This window comes from Sulfurospirillum diekertiae, from assembly GCF_011769985.2.
Taxonomy (GTDB): domain Bacteria; phylum Campylobacterota; class Campylobacteria; order Campylobacterales; family Sulfurospirillaceae; genus Sulfurospirillum; species Sulfurospirillum diekertiae.
In genome coordinates this window covers 963,657-979,867 of record NZ_CP039734.2, presented here as the reverse complement: position 1 = coordinate 979,867, position 16,211 = coordinate 963,657, and the positions used below count along the sequence as shown (strand labels likewise).

The following is a 16,211-nucleotide window of genomic DNA, read 5'->3' as shown; positions in this document are numbered from 1 at the left end:
GATATATAGTAAATTGTGTTTTACATGTAAAAAAGGATAGAAGAATGGCTGGCAAAAAACCCGAAGATGGCGATGTTACTGTTGAAAAAAAACCAAAAGGCAATATGGTTCTGATCATTGTCATTGTCTTATTAGTAGTAATTCTCATTGGTGGAGGCGCTGCAGCTTTTTTGCTTTTAGGCAGTAGCCATGAAGAAGCCGCTGCAACAACAACCTCGCAACAAGATGTCAAAACAGAGAAGAAAAAAACTACCAGTAAAAAATCAACTGATCATTTAGCCATTGGTCCCATGTACCCGATGGCACAGTTCATTGTTAACTTACTCAGCGAAAGTGGCAATCGCTTTTTAAAAGTTTCCATTGATTTGGAGCTTAGCGATCCAAAATTACAACCTGAGATGGACCATAAAAAATCTTTGATTCGTGATATTATCATCCGCACATTTTCTTCTAAAACATTTGAAGAGATTAGCACATTGAAGGGAAAAGATAAACTCAAAGATGAAGTCCTTGATAAAATCAATGAAAATCTCTCTGATGGACAAGTCAAAAATATCTACTTTACAGATTTTGTGGTTCAATGATCGGCATCGATATTGTTGAGATTGAGCGAATAACCAAACTCAAAGAGCGCTTTGGTGACAAGGCGTTCGCTAAATTTTTAACTCCTGAAGAAATTGCTTTAGCTAACAGTGATACCACGATTGCTGGGTTTTATGCGGCAAAAGAAGCCGTTTCTAAAGCTTTAGGTATTGGTATTAGCGAAAAATGTGGTTTCTTTGACATCAAGCTTTCAAAAGATTCCAAAAATGCACCCTCGTTTACACTTTCACGTCATTTAATTGAAGATTATGAGATTACCGATCTTTCACTCTCCATCACGCATGACAATGGTTTTGCTATTGCTGTAGTGGTGATTGAAGGCAAGAAAAGCAACCGACAGCTTTGGCACTAAGCGCCGCCACCTACAAACTGTAAAAACTCGACTTTATCGTTTTCCACAAGCACATAACTCTCCCAGAGTTCTTTTTTGACAACATTCATATTGACAGCTGCCGCCATTACTTTACTTTCAATTCCAAGTTCATCCAAAAGTGCTTTAATGCTCTTTGCTTCGCTCTCTTTTCTTTCACCATTCACAATCAACTGCATTAAGCTTCTCCTTTACGAAAACACGCCATTTTAAATCGTTCTCCCATAAAGGAAGGGTCAATCAATGTTTTAATTTTGTTCATTTCCCGTTCATACTGCTTTTCTGAAACATTTTGAGCAAAAAGTTCTAAAAGCTCCACCAAACCAAAATCAACTAAGGCTTTCATCTGTGTCGCGTAGTCATGAACATGAATGCCATTTTTTTCAAAAGCATAGAAAAGGTGGCTGAAATTGACATCGTACGTAATATCCGCCTTAGCAAAGAAGCCATTAAAATCACTTTTTTCACGAAGCTTTTCTTCCACTAAATCGGTGAGTGCAAAAAATGGATAGACCTGATGGTTAGCGTAAACGCGTAGTGAAAAATCACCACGTGCTTCTTTATCGCCATAATCAAAGGTTACAAACTCAAAACGTTCACAACACTGGTTCATCGCATCTGCAAAAGGCTCATACTCCAAGCAAAGTTCGCCTTTGCTCATACCATACTCTTTTGCTTTGGCTTTCGTTTCACTGTCCATTGTCTCAAAAAAAGCTTGGTCTTTTTCAATAAAAAGCATCTGATCTTCTTTGATCAATTCACAGGGAAAAGCGTCAAAAATCTCATTCGCCACAAAGAATGCTTCTTTACATGTAAACGCTTCCAAACGCTTTACATGTAAAACTTTTACAGCATCTCCAAAAGCCTCTTCAAAGTAGTTTTTTTGCATTGCTTGGTTGGCAGAAAAAGGCTCAACAATGACAAATGTGAGGGTTTGGAGCAATTCGGGATTGAGGGTATAAATAAACTGAATCATATCGGCTAGGAGATAGCCTTTATGTGCACCAATTTCAACGACAGTGCAAGATGAAGTTAAAAAACCACTTTCAATGGTTGAAATCAGTCGTTTGGCAATGGAGCCACCAAAAAACATACTCGTACTCACAGCGGTGTAAAAATCACCCTCTTTTCCGATGGTTCGCACATTGCGGTAGTAGCCCTCATTACCATAGAGCCACTCTTGCATATAAGCGCTAAATTTCACGTATCTCTTTTATAAAAGCGTTTTACACGCACTCTCTAAGCGTTTAAAGCCTTCATCAATCTCCTCTTTCGAGATGGTAAGTGGTGGTAAAAAACGTAACGTATTTTTACCAGCTTTCAATACTAATAAGCCATTTTCAAATGTTTTTTTGATGATACTTGCCAAAATATCACTACTTGGACACTTAAGACCACGCATAAGACCAAGACCTTCAACACTTTCAAACAGTGTGGGGAATGCTGCTTGTGTCGCTTTTAGTTTTCCATCAAAATAGATGAGTGCTTCATCCAGCATACCACTTTGCTTGTACTCTTCTAAAATGGCCAATGCTTCTAGTCCTGCACGTGTTGAGAGGAAATTGCCACCAAAGGTACTACCATGATCGCCTGCTTCAAAGATATCTTTGTGTTTGCTAATAACCGCACCAATAGGTACACCACCTGCTAAACCTTTGGCAAGTGTGATGATGTCTGGCTCGATCTCATAAAGCGATGTTGCTAAGAACTCGCCACTTCTAAAAACACCACTTTGGACTTCGTCAATAATGAGCAAAATCTCTTTTTCTTTCAAAAACTTTGCCAAATCCTGAATCTCTTTTTTAGGGAATGCCTTAACGCCACCCTCCCCTTGAACAAGTTCTATCATGACAGCAACGGTCTCATCATCGATAGAGTTATAAAGATCCGCGATCTCTTTGGTATACGCAAATCCTTCAGGATACGGCGCAAAAGCCGTTTGATGAAATTTTTCTTGTCCGGTAGCCTTAACCGTCGTAATCGTTCTACCATGAAATGAGTGTTCCAAGGTTAGCACTTTGAATTTTTTATTGGCAAATTTTTTCTCGCCGTATTTACGTGCCAGTTTAATGGCGCCTTCATTGGCTTCAGCACCTGAGTTACCAAAAAATACTCCTACATCAAAGCCTGTGAGTTCATTGATTTTTTTCGCTAACTTTGCTTGGGGTTCAATCAAATAGAGATTGGAGGTATGTATCAGATTGCGTGCTTGATCACTGATTGCATCCGCAAGTCTTTGATTGCCATGCCCCACACTCACCACACCAATACCGCTCGTAAAGTCGATATAATCTCTTCCTTTATCATCAAAAAGTGTTGCGTTGATACCGTGTTTAAAATTGACATAGTTTCTCGCATACGTTTGCAACACATACTCTTTATCCATTGTTTCAAAATCCATCATGTACTCCTCTAAAAAAGCACTATTATAGCGAAAAAAACCTTACCCAATTTTGGGTAAATTCCACTGTTTGTAATACGCTAACAATCGAAGTGCTGCTCCAAAAGCAAAGACTGCCATCAAAGGCACATATCCACTAATATCAAACTGCGCAAACACAAATAAAATCGCTCCCACCAAAAGTGAAACCGTACCGTAAAATTCACTGGTTAACAAAAGAGGCACACGGTTCAGTAAAATATCTCGAATGACACCTCCGCCTACGGCTGTTATCAGTGCCATTAAAACAACGCCAAAGAAGTTAAACTCTACTTGTAACGCAATCAATGCCCCTGAAATAGAAAATGAAACCAATCCTAACGTATCGCTAATGATAAAATAAAATGTCTTCTCAATCTCATCTTTTTTATGTAATTGAAACAAAATACTCAGCCCAATGACTGCAATTACTAAAATAGAAGGCATCAGATGGGTAAAGGTGTAAGGAGAGCGGCTTGCCAACATATCGCGTACCAGTCCACCACCGAGTGCTGTTAGAAATGAAGCGATAAAAATACCCAAAAGATCCAATTTTTCTTTCACCGCCACGTAAAAACCGCTCAGTGCGAAAGCGACTGTTCCGATAATTTCTGCAACCTCAAGCTCAACCATGACGCGCCTTTAGAGTATCAAAATAGCGTTCTAAAATCACTTTTGCCGCCATGGAATCAATTCTGCCATCGCGCTTTTGACGGGTAATGCCTTGCATCATCTCTTTGGCTTCATTGCTTGAGCCGTACTCATCTTGAAAGACCACTTCGCCGCTAAATGCCAACAAACTCACAAAGTGTTTGATGCGCCGCTCCATCTCTTCACTGCTACTGCCACCTTTGGGAAGTCCCACGACCAAAAGTTCAATGCTCCATTCGTTTAAAAAAGCATCGACATCGCGTGCGGCTTGGTCACGATTTTTGCGCAGTATCGCCTCTTGCGGAGACACAATGCCTTCAGCCAAACTAAGTGCCACACCAATACGCTTCAGCCCAATATCAATACTTGCTGTTTTTTTCAAATAGTACTCTTTAGTTCAATAGAGTTCTTGCAGAACTCTTTACACGTCTTTAAAGCAAAACTCTAAAGACTACGTTAACACTGCGTTTTCTTCGGTAGAAAGCCCACGCACCTTCGCTGCTTTTTCTTCTTGCAAAATGAATTTTGCAAGGAGTCTCATATAAATTTATTCTACCGAAGATTGATTTAAAGCGCTCTTTGTGCCTTTACATGTAAAGCATATTCTATGCTATAATCCACCACAATTTTTCGTCGCAAAAGGTGTCTCTCATGCAATCACTTAGGTCATTTTACTGTATTGGGCATGGACCCTCTTCCAGCCACACGATGGGACCTTTTAACGCAGGTACACTTTTCAAAAAACGCTTTCCCAATGCTTCTTTATACCGTGCCACTCTTTTTGGCTCGCTTGCGGCAACGGGACGTGGTCACTTAACCGATGATGCACTCCGCCAAGCTTTAGCCTCTTCTGGTATTGAAATACTCTTTCGTCCCGACATCACCAAACCCTTTCACTCCAATGGCATGTTTTTTGAAGCGTTTAATGAACAACAAGAACTGCTTGGCTCTTGGGAAGTTTACAGTGTAGGTGGTAGTGCGCTCAAAGAAGCAGGAGAAAATCCTATTGCTGAGCCTTCCATTTATCCACTCACAACATTTAATGAGATTATAAAATGGTGCGAAAAAGAGCACAAAGAGCTTTGGCAATATGTCGAAGCCTACGAAGGTGAAACAATCTGGGAGTATCTTGCTGAAGTGTGGCAAAGTATGCAAACCACGATTGATCGAGGGCTAAAACAATCAGGTGTTTTACCTGGAATTCTTCAATACCCCAGAAAAGCTCCCATGTTTTTTGCTAAAGCGCGCAAAGAAGAAAAACGTACTCATGGCATCATTTTCGCCTATGCCCTCGCCACCAGTGAAGAGAATGCTTCAGGCAATATTGTCGTCACAGCCCCAACATGTGGTGCCTGTGGCGTTGTTCCTGCCGTACTTCGTTACCTCAAAGAGCTTTATACGTTAGATCAAACCGACTGTTTACGAGCCCTTGCTGTGGCGGGACTTTTGGGCAATATCGTGAAATTTAATGGCTCCATTTCAGGCGCAGAAGTGGGCTGTCAAGGTGAAGTGGGTGTCGCGTGTTCAATGGCAGCAGGCATGGCATCGTATCTTTTTGGAGGCAATTTACAGCAGATTGATTACGCGGCAGAGATGGGACTAGAACACCATCTTGGTATGACGTGCGACCCCATAGCAGGCTACGTACAAGTGCCTTGTATTGAGCGCAATGCCGTAGCGGCGATTCGTGCCGTTGATGCGGCAGAATATACTTCCTATACCGATGGAACACATAAAGTCAGTTTTGATGAGATTATTCAAACGATGGTCGAAACAGGCAAAGATATGAACACCAACTACAAAGAGACCTCGCTCGGAGGTCTGGCGAAACACTATCTTTAAAGTGTTACATGTAAAGATAATTTACGGGCATTTCAAATACTCAAACCGTGTATCATCCCACAAGGCCTTCGCATCGTAATTAAGAATGAGTCCATCGCCACGCGTCACACCATTTTCGACCAAATATTTTGGATAATAAGTTGGCTTTCCTAGCTTTTCAAGGAAATTACAGCTTGATTTCATATCATCCAACCTTGCACGCAAAGCTTCTGCAAACTGATTACGTTTGGTAGCATCCAGTGGTCCAAAAATTTCAGTTTTGAGCGTATCTAAGGATTGACGTGTGCTTTTGTCCACCACACGTGCGCTATCAAAATAACCATACGCTGTAGCCACCAAGTAAAGCTCAACAGCTTGCGGGTATTTTTCTTCCTCAATACATTTAGCGCTTGATTTAAACAGATCAACAGGAGTATGGCTATTTTTAATTTCAATACGTTCCATACAGCTACTTACAGCCACAAGAGGCTGGTTTTCGTCAAAAAGATTGCTTGCACACACAAGTAATGATGGAATCAAAAATATCGTTAAAAAAACTTTTTGCATTATATATTCCTCTTTACATGTAAACGAGTCTTACCAGTTTTTACAAACATCTACCCAACCTAACGCTTTAGAATGAACCTCTAATGACTTTAAATCTAAAGCAATCGCGCTATTGGCACTTCCTGCTGCTGGGTAGACCACATCAAAGCGCTTGAGCGAAATGTCCAAATAGATATGCACATGAGTATTGACCCCAAACGGACAGACACCACCAATGGCATGTCCGATAAGTGGCTCTACATCTTCTACTTTCAACATTTTAGCTTTCATGTTAAAATGCTCTTTAAACTTTTGATTATCGACTTTAGCATCACCTGCTGTTACAATCAGTATAGCACTCTCTTCCCCATAAAAAGTAAGGCTTTTAGCAATGCGCTCTGGTGCGCATGCTAATGCAGCAGCGGCAAGTTCAACGGTTGCGCTGGAAACTGCAAACTCAATCACTTGCTCTTCCATATCAAACGTTTTAAAATAAGCTTTAACTTTTTCTATCGCCATCTTAACGCTTTTACATGTAAAGAACTAAAGGACTGATGTCAGCATTTTAATGCTGAGTGTCATTAAAAGCAATGCAAAAATTTTTTTGAGCTTGCCCACAGGAAGTGTATGCGCCATTTTAGCACCTAAAGGAGCCGTAAAATAGCTCACAATGGAGATAAGGACAACGCCAGGGAGATACACAAACCCTAACATCATATCAGCACCTCCTTCTGCGTGCATCAGTCCATTGACAATATAGCCAGCAGTGCCTGCAATAGACAAAGGAAACCCAATGGCAGCAGATGTGGCTATTGCTTTTTTAAGATCCACATTTTGCCAAACAAGATACGGCACGGTAAGAGAACCTCCACCGATAGAAACCAACGCAGAGACAATGCCAATCAATGAACCTACCCCAAAAAGCGATGGTGGCGTTGAAAGCTCACGACTCGGTTTGGGTTTTTTATCGATCGCCATTTGAATGGAAACATAGGCCATAAAGATCGCAAAGAAGATGGCAAGTTGCACTGATTTCATATAAGTCGCTAAAAAGGTTGCCGCAAATGTACCAATGACGACACCTCCTGCCATGTATTTCACGACATTCCACATCACCGCACCTTTTTTGTGGTGTGCCCTCATGCTCGCAAAGGATGTGAAAACAATAGAAGCCATTGAGGTTCCAAGTGCCATGTGGACAACTTGTTCAACGGGAACACCTTGTGCGAGAAAAATGCTTGTTAAGACGGGTACCATTATTCCACCACCACCAATACCAAGTAATCCCGCCATAAAGCCAACGACTAATCCCAAGACTAAAAAAGCAATAATCCACTCAAAACCCATCTGTTTCCTTTATACGCATTTAATGCGTCCATTTTCAACTGCAATTTTACCCAAACATTCATATTCAAATACTTTTTGTGGAAATGTTGCCACTGCTTCAAGGTAAAGAGGATGTGTGTCACAGTAGATCAAAAAATCATCTTTGCTAGGTATATCCACATGACCAAAATGGGCAACAAACGCATCGATGTCATACAGTGGTGTGGCTAATCCCTTGGAGAGAAGCCAGTTAGTACCTTCACTCTCCCCTAAACGATGCGGCAGTACATAGATCGGCTTTTGCATTTTGAGCGCAAATTCAATGCTGTGCATCGTTCCACTTTTCAGATCAGCTTGTGTCACAATCAGTGCTTCGCCCAAAGCAACTACCAATTCGTTACGCAATGGAAAATTCCATTTAAGAGAAGGCTGTCCTGCTTCAAATTGGCTCAGTACCAACCCCTCTTTTTCAATGCCTTCAATCAGCTTTACATGTAAAGAGGGATAGCGAATATCAAGCCCTGTTCCTGCCACCATGATGGTATTGGAAATGCCCGCTGACTGATGGGAAATACCATCAACCCCTTGTGCGCCACCACTGACAATACAGACCCCTGCCAAAGAGAGTTTGTGAGCCAATTCTGCTGTCAATATTTTTGTGTATGTTATGGGGTGTCGTGTGCCGACAATAGAGATTTTAGGGCGCGTCAGAAGATTCGAATTACCAAGATAATAAAGCAGTTTGGGATAGACCTTCATACACTCCAATTCGGGGATATGAAAGTCTATGGTTTGGATCATTATAAATCCTTGAGATAAACCATGTCCACACCTTCTAAAAGATCTTGAGACTCTTTTAATACCTCTAGAGTATTTTTATGTGGATGCCCAATAGCAATCGCATAGCCATGTTTTTTTGCTTTAGCAACGGCTTCTTTTAATTGTGTGCGAATCAAATTTTTATCGAGAGAATTATCTAAAAAGACATCGCGGGAGAAAAGAAACATGTTGTACTTTTTGGTAATTTCAGGCGCTTTCGAATTTCCAGCGGTTCGACTATCAACAAAAATAAGACCATTTTCTTTCATCACTTTAACCAAACGATCCATAGCGTTATAATCTGCCGTAAAAGATCCACCCGTGTGATTATTGTAATAAATAATTTCAGGGAACCACTCTTTAATACGTTTAATTCGCTTTTCAATAACCTCAGTAGAATCAACAGCATTCAAAGTGTCAGGCTCAGGTGAAGAGTAGTTTTTTGATTCCATTGGAAGGTGAATCATTCTGAACTCAAAATCATGAGACAAGCGCACCGTATCTGGGTGTCCTTTTGTTGGTGGGAAAAAGGAAGGTGTCACTTTGTAAGGAATCTCTTTAATGGAACGTGTTTGCCAAGCAAAAGAGACATCATCAATGATAATGGCAAGTCTTGGTGTTGTTCCCTCAGGATATTTCTTGCGAATGACTTCATTAGGGCGTGCAGGTTTGCCACTCTCTTTGAGGCTACGTTCATAATCATGAACTTCAGAGAGTTCTTGCCTTTTACTTTCATTTTCATGAGCAACCATGGTAGCATTTGTTTCATTACTATCAACAGATTTTTCAGTTGGTTGCTGCATTTGCGTTTGATTTTGTTCTGTAACATTTGTTTCAACAGGGTTTGGTGGCGTAGGCAGTTCAGACTGTCGCGCTTTTTCATCATCCAACATCTGCTTCATCTTATGCATTAACTCTTCGCTGGATGTCTCATGCTCTTTTTGAGCTGTTTTATAATAATGTTCGTACGAGGTTGTCATATAGATATAGACACCAAAAGCCGTTAACATAAGTGTTAAAACAAGCATTATAAGCAAACTGTATTTTCTGAGTTGACCCGACTTTATCTCACGAAGAGGTGTGCCCTCTTGTGTATTTTTATTTTCGTTAATTTTTTTTACCATGAATAAACTTACTTTCCAAGAATGACTTCAACTTCTAATAACTCAATATTTTGATTCGTTTGAGAGGTAATCTTTACATCTTCTACGTTAGTATACTTGCGAATAACCGCAATAAGATCATTGCGTAAATCGTCCATATACGGCAATTTACAACTGGCTCTCTCATGAGCAAGCATAATTTTTAGGCGGTTTTTTGCCACATCTGCTGTAGGTTTATTGCGTCCAAAGAAACTATCAAACAAACTCATTTGAAAATTCCTTTAAGGGTTGCCATAAGTCCTTTCTTAGCTCGGATATCTAAGAACTCAACCTCTTCACCTAAAATACGTCGAGCAATTCGGCGATAGGCTTCGGCTGAGAGGGATTTGTCTTTATTGACGATAGGTGAGCCTGTGTTGGTAGAAGTAATAATGTCCTCATCATCAGGAACAATACCAATAAGAGGCAGTGCTAAAATGCTTAAAACATCTTCTACACTCAACATATTGCCAGCATCCACCATCTCAGGTTTGATACGGTTAATAATGATGTGTTTTTCAACTTCCATACCATTTTTGGCACGTTCACTTTTGGCATCAATGATTCCAATGACACGATCCGCATCACGTACAGAGCTGACATCAGGTGTTGAGACAATGAGTGCACGATCTGCTAGGAAAATAGAGTGTTCAAATCCACTTTCAATACCTGCTGGTGAGTCGATCATCACGATGTCAAAACTCTCTTTGAGATTTTCAATCAACGCTTTGACTTTATCTTTATTCAAAATATCTTTATCTTTGGTTTGACTCGCAGGTAAAAAATAGAGTGTTTTAGACTTTTTATCGTTAATCAAAGCTTGCGCAAGATTACAACGACCTTCCATGACATCAACCACATCATAAACGATGCGGTTTTCAAGACCCAAAATCATATCAAGGTTTCTCAAACCTATGTCAAAGTCAATCGCAACAACTTTTTTGCCTAAATTTGCAAGTCCAACGGCTAGGTTTGCTGTGGTGGTTGATTTACCAACACCACCCTTACCAGACGTCACGGTGATAACAATGCCCATATAACCTCTTTTTTTTAAATTCATAATGTCACAGAAGCAAAGCTCCTATGACATCAAAATGCACCAGTTTTTACTGGTAAAATAATGGATTAGTTTTTGTCTTTATTGATGATTTTTTTAGATGTAATCCAAGGCATCATAGAACGAAGTTTTTCGCCTGTTTTATTCAAAAGGCTTCTCTCAGTCATAGAACGCTCAGCATTCATACGAGTGTATCCTGCTTTTCTCTCTAAAATAAAATCTTTTGCAAAACGACCATCTTGAATCTCAGCCAAAATCTCTTTCATCGCAGCTTTTGATTCAGCATTGATAACACGCTTTCCACTCACATAATCACCGTACTCTGCTGTATTAGAGATAGAGTAACGCATATCGGCAATACCACCTTGGTACATCAAATCGACAATGAGTTTAAGTTCATGTAAACACTCAAAATATGCCATTTCAGGCTCATAACCTGCTTCGACCAATGTTTGGAAACCCGCCTCTACGAGTGATGTAACACCACCACAGAGAACCGCTTGCTCACCGAAAAGATCTGTCTCAGTTTCGTCCTTAAAGGTTGTCTCAATAATACCCGTTCTACCACCACCAATACCAGATGCATAACTAAGAGCAATGGCTTTTGCATTGCCAGTTGCATCTTGATCAACAGCGATAAGATCAGGAATACCACCACCGTTTACAAATTCACTTCTTACCGTATGTCCTGGTGCTTTAGGAGCGATCATAATACAGTCGATTCCTTTAGGTGTAATGATTTGACCGTAGTGAATGTTAAAACCATGACCAAAGGCAATCGCTTTACCTGCACTTAAATTGGGTTTAATTTCTGCGGCAAAGACATCGCCTTGTAACTCATCTGGCAATAAAATCATGACAACATCTGCGTATTTGGTTGCTTCACCAACGCTCATTACACGAAAACCTTTTGCTTCCGCTTTTGCCCATGAACTACCCTCTTTTCTAAGACCTACAACGACTTCTACGCCACTATCACGAAGATTTTCTGCATGTGCGTGTCCTTGAGAACCAAAACCGATCATCGCTACTTTCTTAGAGCGAATAACACTTAAATCACAATCTTTGTCATAAAAGACGGTTATTGCCATTTGTCAATCCTTACATGTAATATTAAATGCCGTATTTTACAGAATAGTTACTTAAAAACTTTACATGTAAAAGCACAAAAGGAAACTATAAACCAACACGAGATAGAATTTGGAGATAAACAAATCACTAGGAATCACTTATGGACGAAAATATTTTAAAAAAAGTTAAAGCGCTTCCGCCACTGGATGATACTGTTTTAAAAATACAGCGTATATGTGTCGATAAAAACAGCTCATTAGCCGATCTTGTCAAAGTGGTTGAGAGCGATCCAATGCTGACTGCCAATATCTTAAAATCATCAAATTCACCTCTTTATGGCTTTAGCAGGGAAATCAAAAATATTGCGCATGCGGTATCACTTTTTGGCATGGCAACCGTGCGCGGTTTTGCACTTTCAAGTGCTATTAAACAAAATATCAAAATCGATCTTGCCCCATACCACCTAACCAACGCAACCTTTTTGGAAATTAGCACACTGCAAAGCACCTTCATGTTTAAGTGGTACTCAAAAGTCAATAAAGCGATGCTTGATGTCCTTCAACCTGCCTCTTTTATGATGGAAGTTGGCAAAATCATCATTGCACATGAACTCATAGAACAAGGGAAAGATGCTGCGTTTAAAACGGCTCTTTCTACAATCAAAACACCCGATGAACTCTCTGCCCTTGAAAAAGAGTATGTAGGTTTTTGCAATGAAGAGATTACTGCGAAAATTTTTGAACAGTGGAATTTAGAGAGTGAACTCGTAGAATCCATCAAATTTTCAAACGACCCAGCCAAAGCACAAGAACATATCAGGGCTTTTTCAGCGGCATTGAGTGTCGTAAGAAACAGTATTAATATCTTCGGACAGCTTGACGATATTTCCATCCATCGTTCCCTTAAAATGTTTGACGCATACGGATTAACGCCAGAACCATTTTTACAAACCGTAGAGCAATTTAAACAGTGAAAAACTTTCTTCTCAGCCTTAAAGAGGGGGTGGCACAAAAAGATGTGCCAGCTCCTTTTCTGCCTCATTTTCAAACACTCATCCAACTGCGGGCTCTTATCGCAAAAAATGATCTTTACATCCTTGAACCTTCCCATATTGTGGGAAAAATGGACGTTTCTTTTAGTGGAACAGGCTATTTAAGTTCACTAGAACCCACGCGTTCCAAAGACCTTATTATTGAAGCTTCGGGATTGCATGGTGCCATGCGTGGCGATTTGGTGATTGCCAAACGTATCACCAATAAACGAGGTGGTCGAGCGAAGGCTGTTGTGGTCTACATCGCCCAACGCGCTTTTGCGAAAAGCATTGTTTACACCAAAATGAGCAAAGGCAAAGTGGTTGGTGTTAATGTCAAAAATGAATCTATATTTGAGATCACTGCCAGCCAAAAATCACTCAAGCAACTTCCGCTTGGAAGCATTTTAAAAATCGATAATATCACCAATGCCATCGAAGAAATCTTAGGAACACTTGATGATCCACTGGTCGATGAAAAAATCTCTTTAGCTCTGTTTGATAAAAAAGAGTTTTTTACCAAAGAAGCTGAAACCGAAGCTAAAAGTCATGGTGATTTTGTGGATAAAGCCTACTATCCCAACCGTGTTGATCTCACCGCTTTGCCCTTTTGTACCATCGACCCCGTCGATGCCAAAGACTTTGATGATGCCATCTATTTTGATGTGGATCAACACACACTTTATGTGGCTATTGCCGATGTCAGCGAATATGTTTATGCCATGGGTGCCATCGACAAAGAAGCCATTGAACGTGGTTTTTCGATCTACTTTCCGCACAAGTCCATTCCCATGCTTCCTCGTGCTTTAAGTGAAAATATCTGCTCTTTAAAACCCAATGTGGATCGTCTTGCGTACACCTTTAAAATTGCTCTCGATCCAATTACATGTAAACCCCTAAAAGAAGAACTATTCGAGAGTATTATTCACTCAACAAAGCGCTATACATACGAGAAAATAGACCTTTTCTTGCAAGGTAAAACCAACGATGCGGACGCTGCCGATCAAACGATCTTAAAGTATCTTTTACCGTTACATACACTTACACAAAAATTACGTGATATAAGACTTGAAAACGCCTTTTCATTTCGCTCTTCAGAAGTTCGCATGAGAGTGGATGAACAGCAAAATCTCGTTTCAACTACTATAGAAGAAGAGACCCCTTCACATGGGCTCATTGAAGACTGTATGCTCCTTGCCAATAAAGCAGCTGCAAAGAAGATAGGCTTTGGCATGTTTAGAACCCATGAAAGCCCTTCCTATGAGCGTATGGAGATGCTTTTAAATGACCTTGCACTCATTGGTATCAATGCAAAGCTTAGTGCTGATCTGCCCAAAATGATTCAAGGGATTCAAGCGAAAGCAGATGCACTAGGACTTCGTGAAGAGGTTGACAAACTCATCATTAAAAGCCAAAAAAAGGCCATTTACGAACCTGAAAATAAAGGGCATTTTGGACTTGGGTTTGACATCTATACCCACTTTACTTCTCCGATTCGTCGTTACAGCGACTTAACACTGCACCGTCTTTTAAAAGCAAAACTCTCAAAGGATGAAAAGAAACTGACCTTTTTGCTCAAAGATATTGCGCCCCTATGTGAGCAAATAAGCGCACTAGAGCGAGAGAGTGATAAAGTGGCATGGGATTATATGGATCGTAAATTTGCACGCTATATGGCTTTACATGTAGGCGATAATTTCAAAGCGATTGTCGTCGAAACCGAACAAAATCCGATTGCAAAGTTAAATGATGACCTCAAAGGTGCGCGCATCTTTTTGCTTGACAACGATGTACATTTACTGCAACGCATTGAAGTTAAAATTGTCGAAAGCAATATAGCTACGGCACGCATATATGCCAGAGTCACGAGGAGTTTTGATGTATAGAAGAGAATTTGAAGGACTTTTAAAAGCACAAAAAGCCCCCAAGTCAACTCTTTTGTATGGAGCATGTGCCTATCAAAACAATGTACTAACCCAACAACTTTTGGCTCTTTTAAAGGCGGGGAGTGACGAAAAAGTGATGATGTATTTTGATGAGTATAACTTTACCTCTGCTAAAAATTTTCTTGCGCAATCTTCCCTTTTTGGTGACCGTAACATTCTTATAGTTAAAACCGATAAAACACTTCCGACAAAAGAAGTTGAAACACTGGTTGGACTGTGTACGAAAAATGATTCAAGTTATTTTATCTATCAATATTTTGGTGAAGATAAAAAAGCGACTCCTCTGACCAAACTTTTTGATAAACAAAATGATGGTGTTTTTGTACGTCTCTTTAAAGCAGACTTTAATGAAGCTATTCAGTTACTTCAAAATCATGCTAATACAGTGGGGCTCTCCATTGATCGCTACGCATTACAACAACTCTATATGATTCACACCGAAGATCTTTCATTGTGTGTCAATGAATGCGAAAAGCTTTTGGTGTTGAATAAAGAAATTGGTATCAACGATATCAACACGCATGTTTATGGACTTGGTAGCGTTTCAATGGACGCTTTTATCACGAAATTACTTGAGAAAAAAGATATCAAAGAGGAATTTGAACGCCTTGTTGAAGGTGATGGTGTTGAGGAAATTCGCATTATTAACGCCATTCAAGCACAGGTTTCACAGCTTTTTTTATTTCACGCCTATATTAAATTGTATGGTACATTTGATGCGAAAGCTATTCTTGGATACCCTCTTCCTCCCCAACTTGCCGCACAACGATCCCAACACTCTATAAAGATTGATCTTGCAACGTATCATAAGCTTTCCAACCTATTGATTGATGCTGAATACCGTCTTAAGAAGATAGGTAATGTTGAAAAGACCAGTTACTTACTTTCAAGCTTAATAAAACTTCAAAGTTATTTGTAGTATAATCCCCACCTATTCTAAAAATCCTTACTCAAATACACACTATTTGGGTGAAATCCAGAAGGAGAAACGATGCGACATTATGAGTTGCTTGTTGTAGTAAAACCTACATTAACCGTAGAAGAACTACAAGCAAAACTAAGTTTTCTAAAAGAAATTTTAGAGAAAAATGGTGCAGTTATTGCTGCAACACTTGAGATGGGTACACGCAAACTTGCGTATCAAATTGATAAATTTGAGCGTGGATCTTACGTAGTATTTTACTTTACTGCCCCAACACCAGCTATTGCTGAAGTTGAAAGACTTATCAGAATTACTGAAGAGTTTATCCGCTTTATGACTGTTAAATTTGAAAATCAAAAAGAACTTAGATTCTGGAACAAACAAGTTGATAAAATCACTAAAAAGAGTGATGCACCAGCAGCACCAGTTGTTGAATCTAAAGAGATCGTAGAAGACACTGTTACAACTGAAGCTTAATTAAGGAGCCA

General features: G+C 39.9%; 20 protein-coding genes. 7 read left to right on the top strand and 13 right to left on the bottom strand.

Annotated elements, in window-relative coordinates; translation table 11 throughout:
• Positions 1–44: 44 nt before the first annotated feature.
• Complete coding sequence (fliL, locus tag FA584_RS04955) at positions 45–584, top strand: flagellar basal body-associated protein FliL (protein WP_167750395.1); 540 nt, start codon at positions 45–47, stop codon at positions 582–584.
• Positions 581–955, top strand: coding sequence for a holo-ACP synthase (acpS, locus tag FA584_RS04950; protein ID WP_167750394.1), 375 nt, complete (start codon positions 581–583; stop codon positions 953–955). The genes fliL and acpS overlap by 4 nt, the downstream gene beginning before the upstream one ends.
• Here the strand turns inward: acpS and thiS are convergent.
• Genes thiS through ruvX form a run of 5 tightly spaced genes read right to left on the bottom strand, consistent with a single transcriptional unit; the run spans position 952 to position 4,425 of the window.
• Positions 952–1,152 carry a sulfur carrier protein ThiS gene (gene thiS / locus FA584_RS04945; RefSeq protein ID WP_167750393.1) on the bottom strand — a complete coding sequence of 67 codons (201 nt, stop codon included), beginning with the start codon at positions 1,150–1,152 and terminating at the stop codon, positions 952–954. The two genes, acpS and thiS, sit on opposite strands and share 4 nt — an antisense overlap.
• On the bottom strand, positions 1,152–2,177 hold the full coding sequence (locus tag FA584_RS04940; protein WP_167750392.1) for an SAM-dependent methyltransferase: 1,026 nt from the start codon (positions 2,175–2,177) through the stop codon (positions 1,152–1,154). Before FA584_RS04940 ends, thiS begins: the two co-directional genes overlap by 1 nt.
• 9 nt (positions 2,178–2,186) lie before the next feature.
• On the bottom strand, positions 2,187–3,377 hold the full coding sequence (locus FA584_RS04935) for an aspartate aminotransferase family protein (protein ID WP_167750391.1): 1,191 nt from the start codon (positions 3,375–3,377) through the stop codon (positions 2,187–2,189).
• Between the two features lie 39 nt (positions 3,378–3,416).
• Positions 3,417–4,025: a trimeric intracellular cation channel family protein gene (locus tag FA584_RS04930; RefSeq protein WP_167750390.1), complete on the bottom strand. Its 609-nt coding sequence runs from the start codon at positions 4,023–4,025 to the stop codon at positions 3,417–3,419.
• The gene (gene ruvX / locus FA584_RS04925; RefSeq protein WP_167750389.1) at positions 4,018–4,425 is read right to left on the bottom strand and encodes a Holliday junction resolvase RuvX; all 408 of its coding nucleotides are present in this window, start codon (positions 4,423–4,425) and stop codon (positions 4,018–4,020) included. The genes FA584_RS04930 and ruvX overlap by 8 nt, the downstream gene beginning before the upstream one ends.
• Positions 4,426–4,694: 269 nt before the next feature.
• Between ruvX and FA584_RS04920 the strand changes: the two genes are divergently transcribed.
• Positions 4,695–5,885, top strand: coding sequence for an L-serine ammonia-lyase (locus FA584_RS04920; RefSeq protein WP_167750388.1), 1,191 nt, complete (start codon positions 4,695–4,697; stop codon positions 5,883–5,885).
• A 21-nt stretch (positions 5,886–5,906) separates the two neighbouring features.
• Here the strand turns inward: FA584_RS04920 and FA584_RS04915 are convergent, their stop codons facing one another.
• From FA584_RS04915 to ilvC, 8 genes are all read right to left on the bottom strand, one after another.
• Positions 5,907–6,431 (bottom strand): hypothetical protein, encoded by a 525-nt coding sequence (locus FA584_RS04915; protein WP_167750387.1) that lies wholly within the window; start codon positions 6,429–6,431, stop codon positions 5,907–5,909.
• A 30-nt stretch (positions 6,432–6,461) separates the two neighbouring features.
• Positions 6,462–6,929: a YbaK/EbsC family protein gene (locus FA584_RS04910; protein WP_096046366.1), complete on the bottom strand. Its 468-nt coding sequence runs from the start codon at positions 6,927–6,929 to the stop codon at positions 6,462–6,464.
• A 24-nt stretch (positions 6,930–6,953) separates the two neighbouring features.
• Positions 6,954–7,757 (bottom strand): sulfite exporter TauE/SafE family protein, encoded by an 804-nt coding sequence (locus FA584_RS04905; RefSeq protein WP_096046365.1) that lies wholly within the window; start codon positions 7,755–7,757, stop codon positions 6,954–6,956.
• Between the two features lie 9 nt (positions 7,758–7,766).
• Complete coding sequence (locus FA584_RS04900) at positions 7,767–8,537, bottom strand: DNA-processing protein DprA (protein WP_096046364.1); 771 nt, start codon at positions 8,535–8,537, stop codon at positions 7,767–7,769.
• The gene (locus FA584_RS04895) at positions 8,537–9,679 is read right to left on the bottom strand and encodes a divergent polysaccharide deacetylase family protein (RefSeq protein ID WP_167750386.1); all 1,143 of its coding nucleotides are present in this window, start codon (positions 9,677–9,679) and stop codon (positions 8,537–8,539) included. Before FA584_RS04895 ends, FA584_RS04900 begins: the two co-directional genes overlap by 1 nt.
• A gap of 8 nt (positions 9,680–9,687) precedes the next feature.
• Positions 9,688–9,927 carry a cell division topological specificity factor MinE gene (gene minE, locus FA584_RS04890; protein ID WP_096046362.1) on the bottom strand — a complete coding sequence of 80 codons (240 nt, stop codon included), beginning with the start codon at positions 9,925–9,927 and terminating at the stop codon, positions 9,688–9,690.
• Positions 9,924–10,733 carry a septum site-determining protein MinD gene (gene minD / locus FA584_RS04885; protein ID WP_088437305.1) on the bottom strand — a complete coding sequence of 270 codons (810 nt, stop codon included), beginning with the start codon at positions 10,731–10,733 and terminating at the stop codon, positions 9,924–9,926. The genes minE and minD overlap by 4 nt, the downstream gene beginning before the upstream one ends.
• A gap of 89 nt (positions 10,734–10,822) precedes the next feature.
• The gene (gene ilvC / locus FA584_RS04880; protein ID WP_096046361.1) at positions 10,823–11,845 is read right to left on the bottom strand and encodes a ketol-acid reductoisomerase; all 1,023 of its coding nucleotides are present in this window, start codon (positions 11,843–11,845) and stop codon (positions 10,823–10,825) included.
• A gap of 140 nt (positions 11,846–11,985) precedes the next feature.
• Between ilvC and FA584_RS04875 the strand changes: the two genes are divergently transcribed.
• The 4 genes from FA584_RS04875 (at position 11,986) to rpsF (ending at position 16,200) form a co-directional block, all read left to right on the top strand.
• A complete protein-coding gene (locus FA584_RS04875; protein ID WP_096046360.1) occupies positions 11,986–12,798 on the top strand; it encodes an HDOD domain-containing protein in 813 nt (270 codons plus the stop codon).
• Positions 12,795–14,741: an RNB domain-containing ribonuclease gene (locus tag FA584_RS04870; protein ID WP_096046359.1), complete on the top strand. Its 1,947-nt coding sequence runs from the start codon at positions 12,795–12,797 to the stop codon at positions 14,739–14,741. The genes FA584_RS04875 and FA584_RS04870 overlap by 4 nt, the downstream gene beginning before the upstream one ends.
• On the top strand, positions 14,734–15,720 hold the full coding sequence (gene holA / locus FA584_RS04865) for a DNA polymerase III subunit delta (RefSeq protein WP_096046358.1): 987 nt from the start codon (positions 14,734–14,736) through the stop codon (positions 15,718–15,720). Before FA584_RS04870 ends, holA begins: the two co-directional genes overlap by 8 nt.
• A gap of 72 nt (positions 15,721–15,792) precedes the next feature.
• On the top strand, positions 15,793–16,200 hold the full coding sequence (gene rpsF / locus FA584_RS04860; protein WP_088437302.1) for a 30S ribosomal protein S6: 408 nt from the start codon (positions 15,793–15,795) through the stop codon (positions 16,198–16,200).
• Positions 16,201–16,211 lie beyond the last annotated feature (11 nt).

Excerpts from the sequence above, each read along its gene's own strand:
- acpS (WP_167750394.1), top strand. The coding sequence starts at position 581 with ATGATCGGCATCGATATTGTTGAGATTGAGCGAATAACCAAACTCAAA.
- FA584_RS04910 (WP_096046366.1), bottom strand. The coding sequence starts at position 6,929 with ATGGCGATAGAAAAAGTTAAAGCTTATTTTAAAACGTTTGATATGGAA.
- FA584_RS04895 (WP_167750386.1), bottom strand. The coding sequence starts at position 9,679 with ATGGTAAAAAAAATTAACGAAAATAAAAATACACAAGAGGGCACACCT.
- thiS (WP_167750393.1), bottom strand. The coding sequence starts at position 1,152 with ATGCAGTTGATTGTGAATGGTGAAAGAAAAGAGAGCGAAGCAAAGAGC.
- rpsF (WP_088437302.1), top strand. The coding sequence starts at position 15,793 with ATGCGACATTATGAGTTGCTTGTTGTAGTAAAACCTACATTAACCGTA.
- fliL (WP_167750395.1), top strand. The coding sequence starts at position 45 with ATGGCTGGCAAAAAACCCGAAGATGGCGATGTTACTGTTGAAAAAAAA.
- FA584_RS04915 (WP_167750387.1), bottom strand. The coding sequence starts at position 6,431 with ATGCAAAAAGTTTTTTTAACGATATTTTTGATTCCATCATTACTTGTG.
- FA584_RS04935 (WP_167750391.1), bottom strand. The coding sequence starts at position 3,377 with ATGATGGATTTTGAAACAATGGATAAAGAGTATGTGTTGCAAACGTAT.
- minE (WP_096046362.1), bottom strand. The coding sequence starts at position 9,927 with ATGAGTTTGTTTGATAGTTTCTTTGGACGCAATAAACCTACAGCAGAT.
- ilvC (WP_096046361.1), bottom strand. The coding sequence starts at position 11,845 with ATGGCAATAACCGTCTTTTATGACAAAGATTGTGATTTAAGTGTTATT.
- minD (WP_088437305.1), bottom strand. The coding sequence starts at position 10,733 with ATGGGCATTGTTATCACCGTGACGTCTGGTAAGGGTGGTGTTGGTAAA.
- FA584_RS04920 (WP_167750388.1), top strand. The coding sequence starts at position 4,695 with ATGCAATCACTTAGGTCATTTTACTGTATTGGGCATGGACCCTCTTCC.
- FA584_RS04905 (WP_096046365.1), bottom strand. The coding sequence starts at position 7,757 with ATGGGTTTTGAGTGGATTATTGCTTTTTTAGTCTTGGGATTAGTCGTT.
- FA584_RS04900 (WP_096046364.1), bottom strand. The coding sequence starts at position 8,537 with ATGATCCAAACCATAGACTTTCATATCCCCGAATTGGAGTGTATGAAG.
- FA584_RS04875 (WP_096046360.1), top strand. The coding sequence starts at position 11,986 with ATGGACGAAAATATTTTAAAAAAAGTTAAAGCGCTTCCGCCACTGGAT.
- holA (WP_096046358.1), top strand. The coding sequence starts at position 14,734 with ATGTATAGAAGAGAATTTGAAGGACTTTTAAAAGCACAAAAAGCCCCC.
- FA584_RS04930 (WP_167750390.1), bottom strand. The coding sequence starts at position 4,025 with ATGGTTGAGCTTGAGGTTGCAGAAATTATCGGAACAGTCGCTTTCGCA.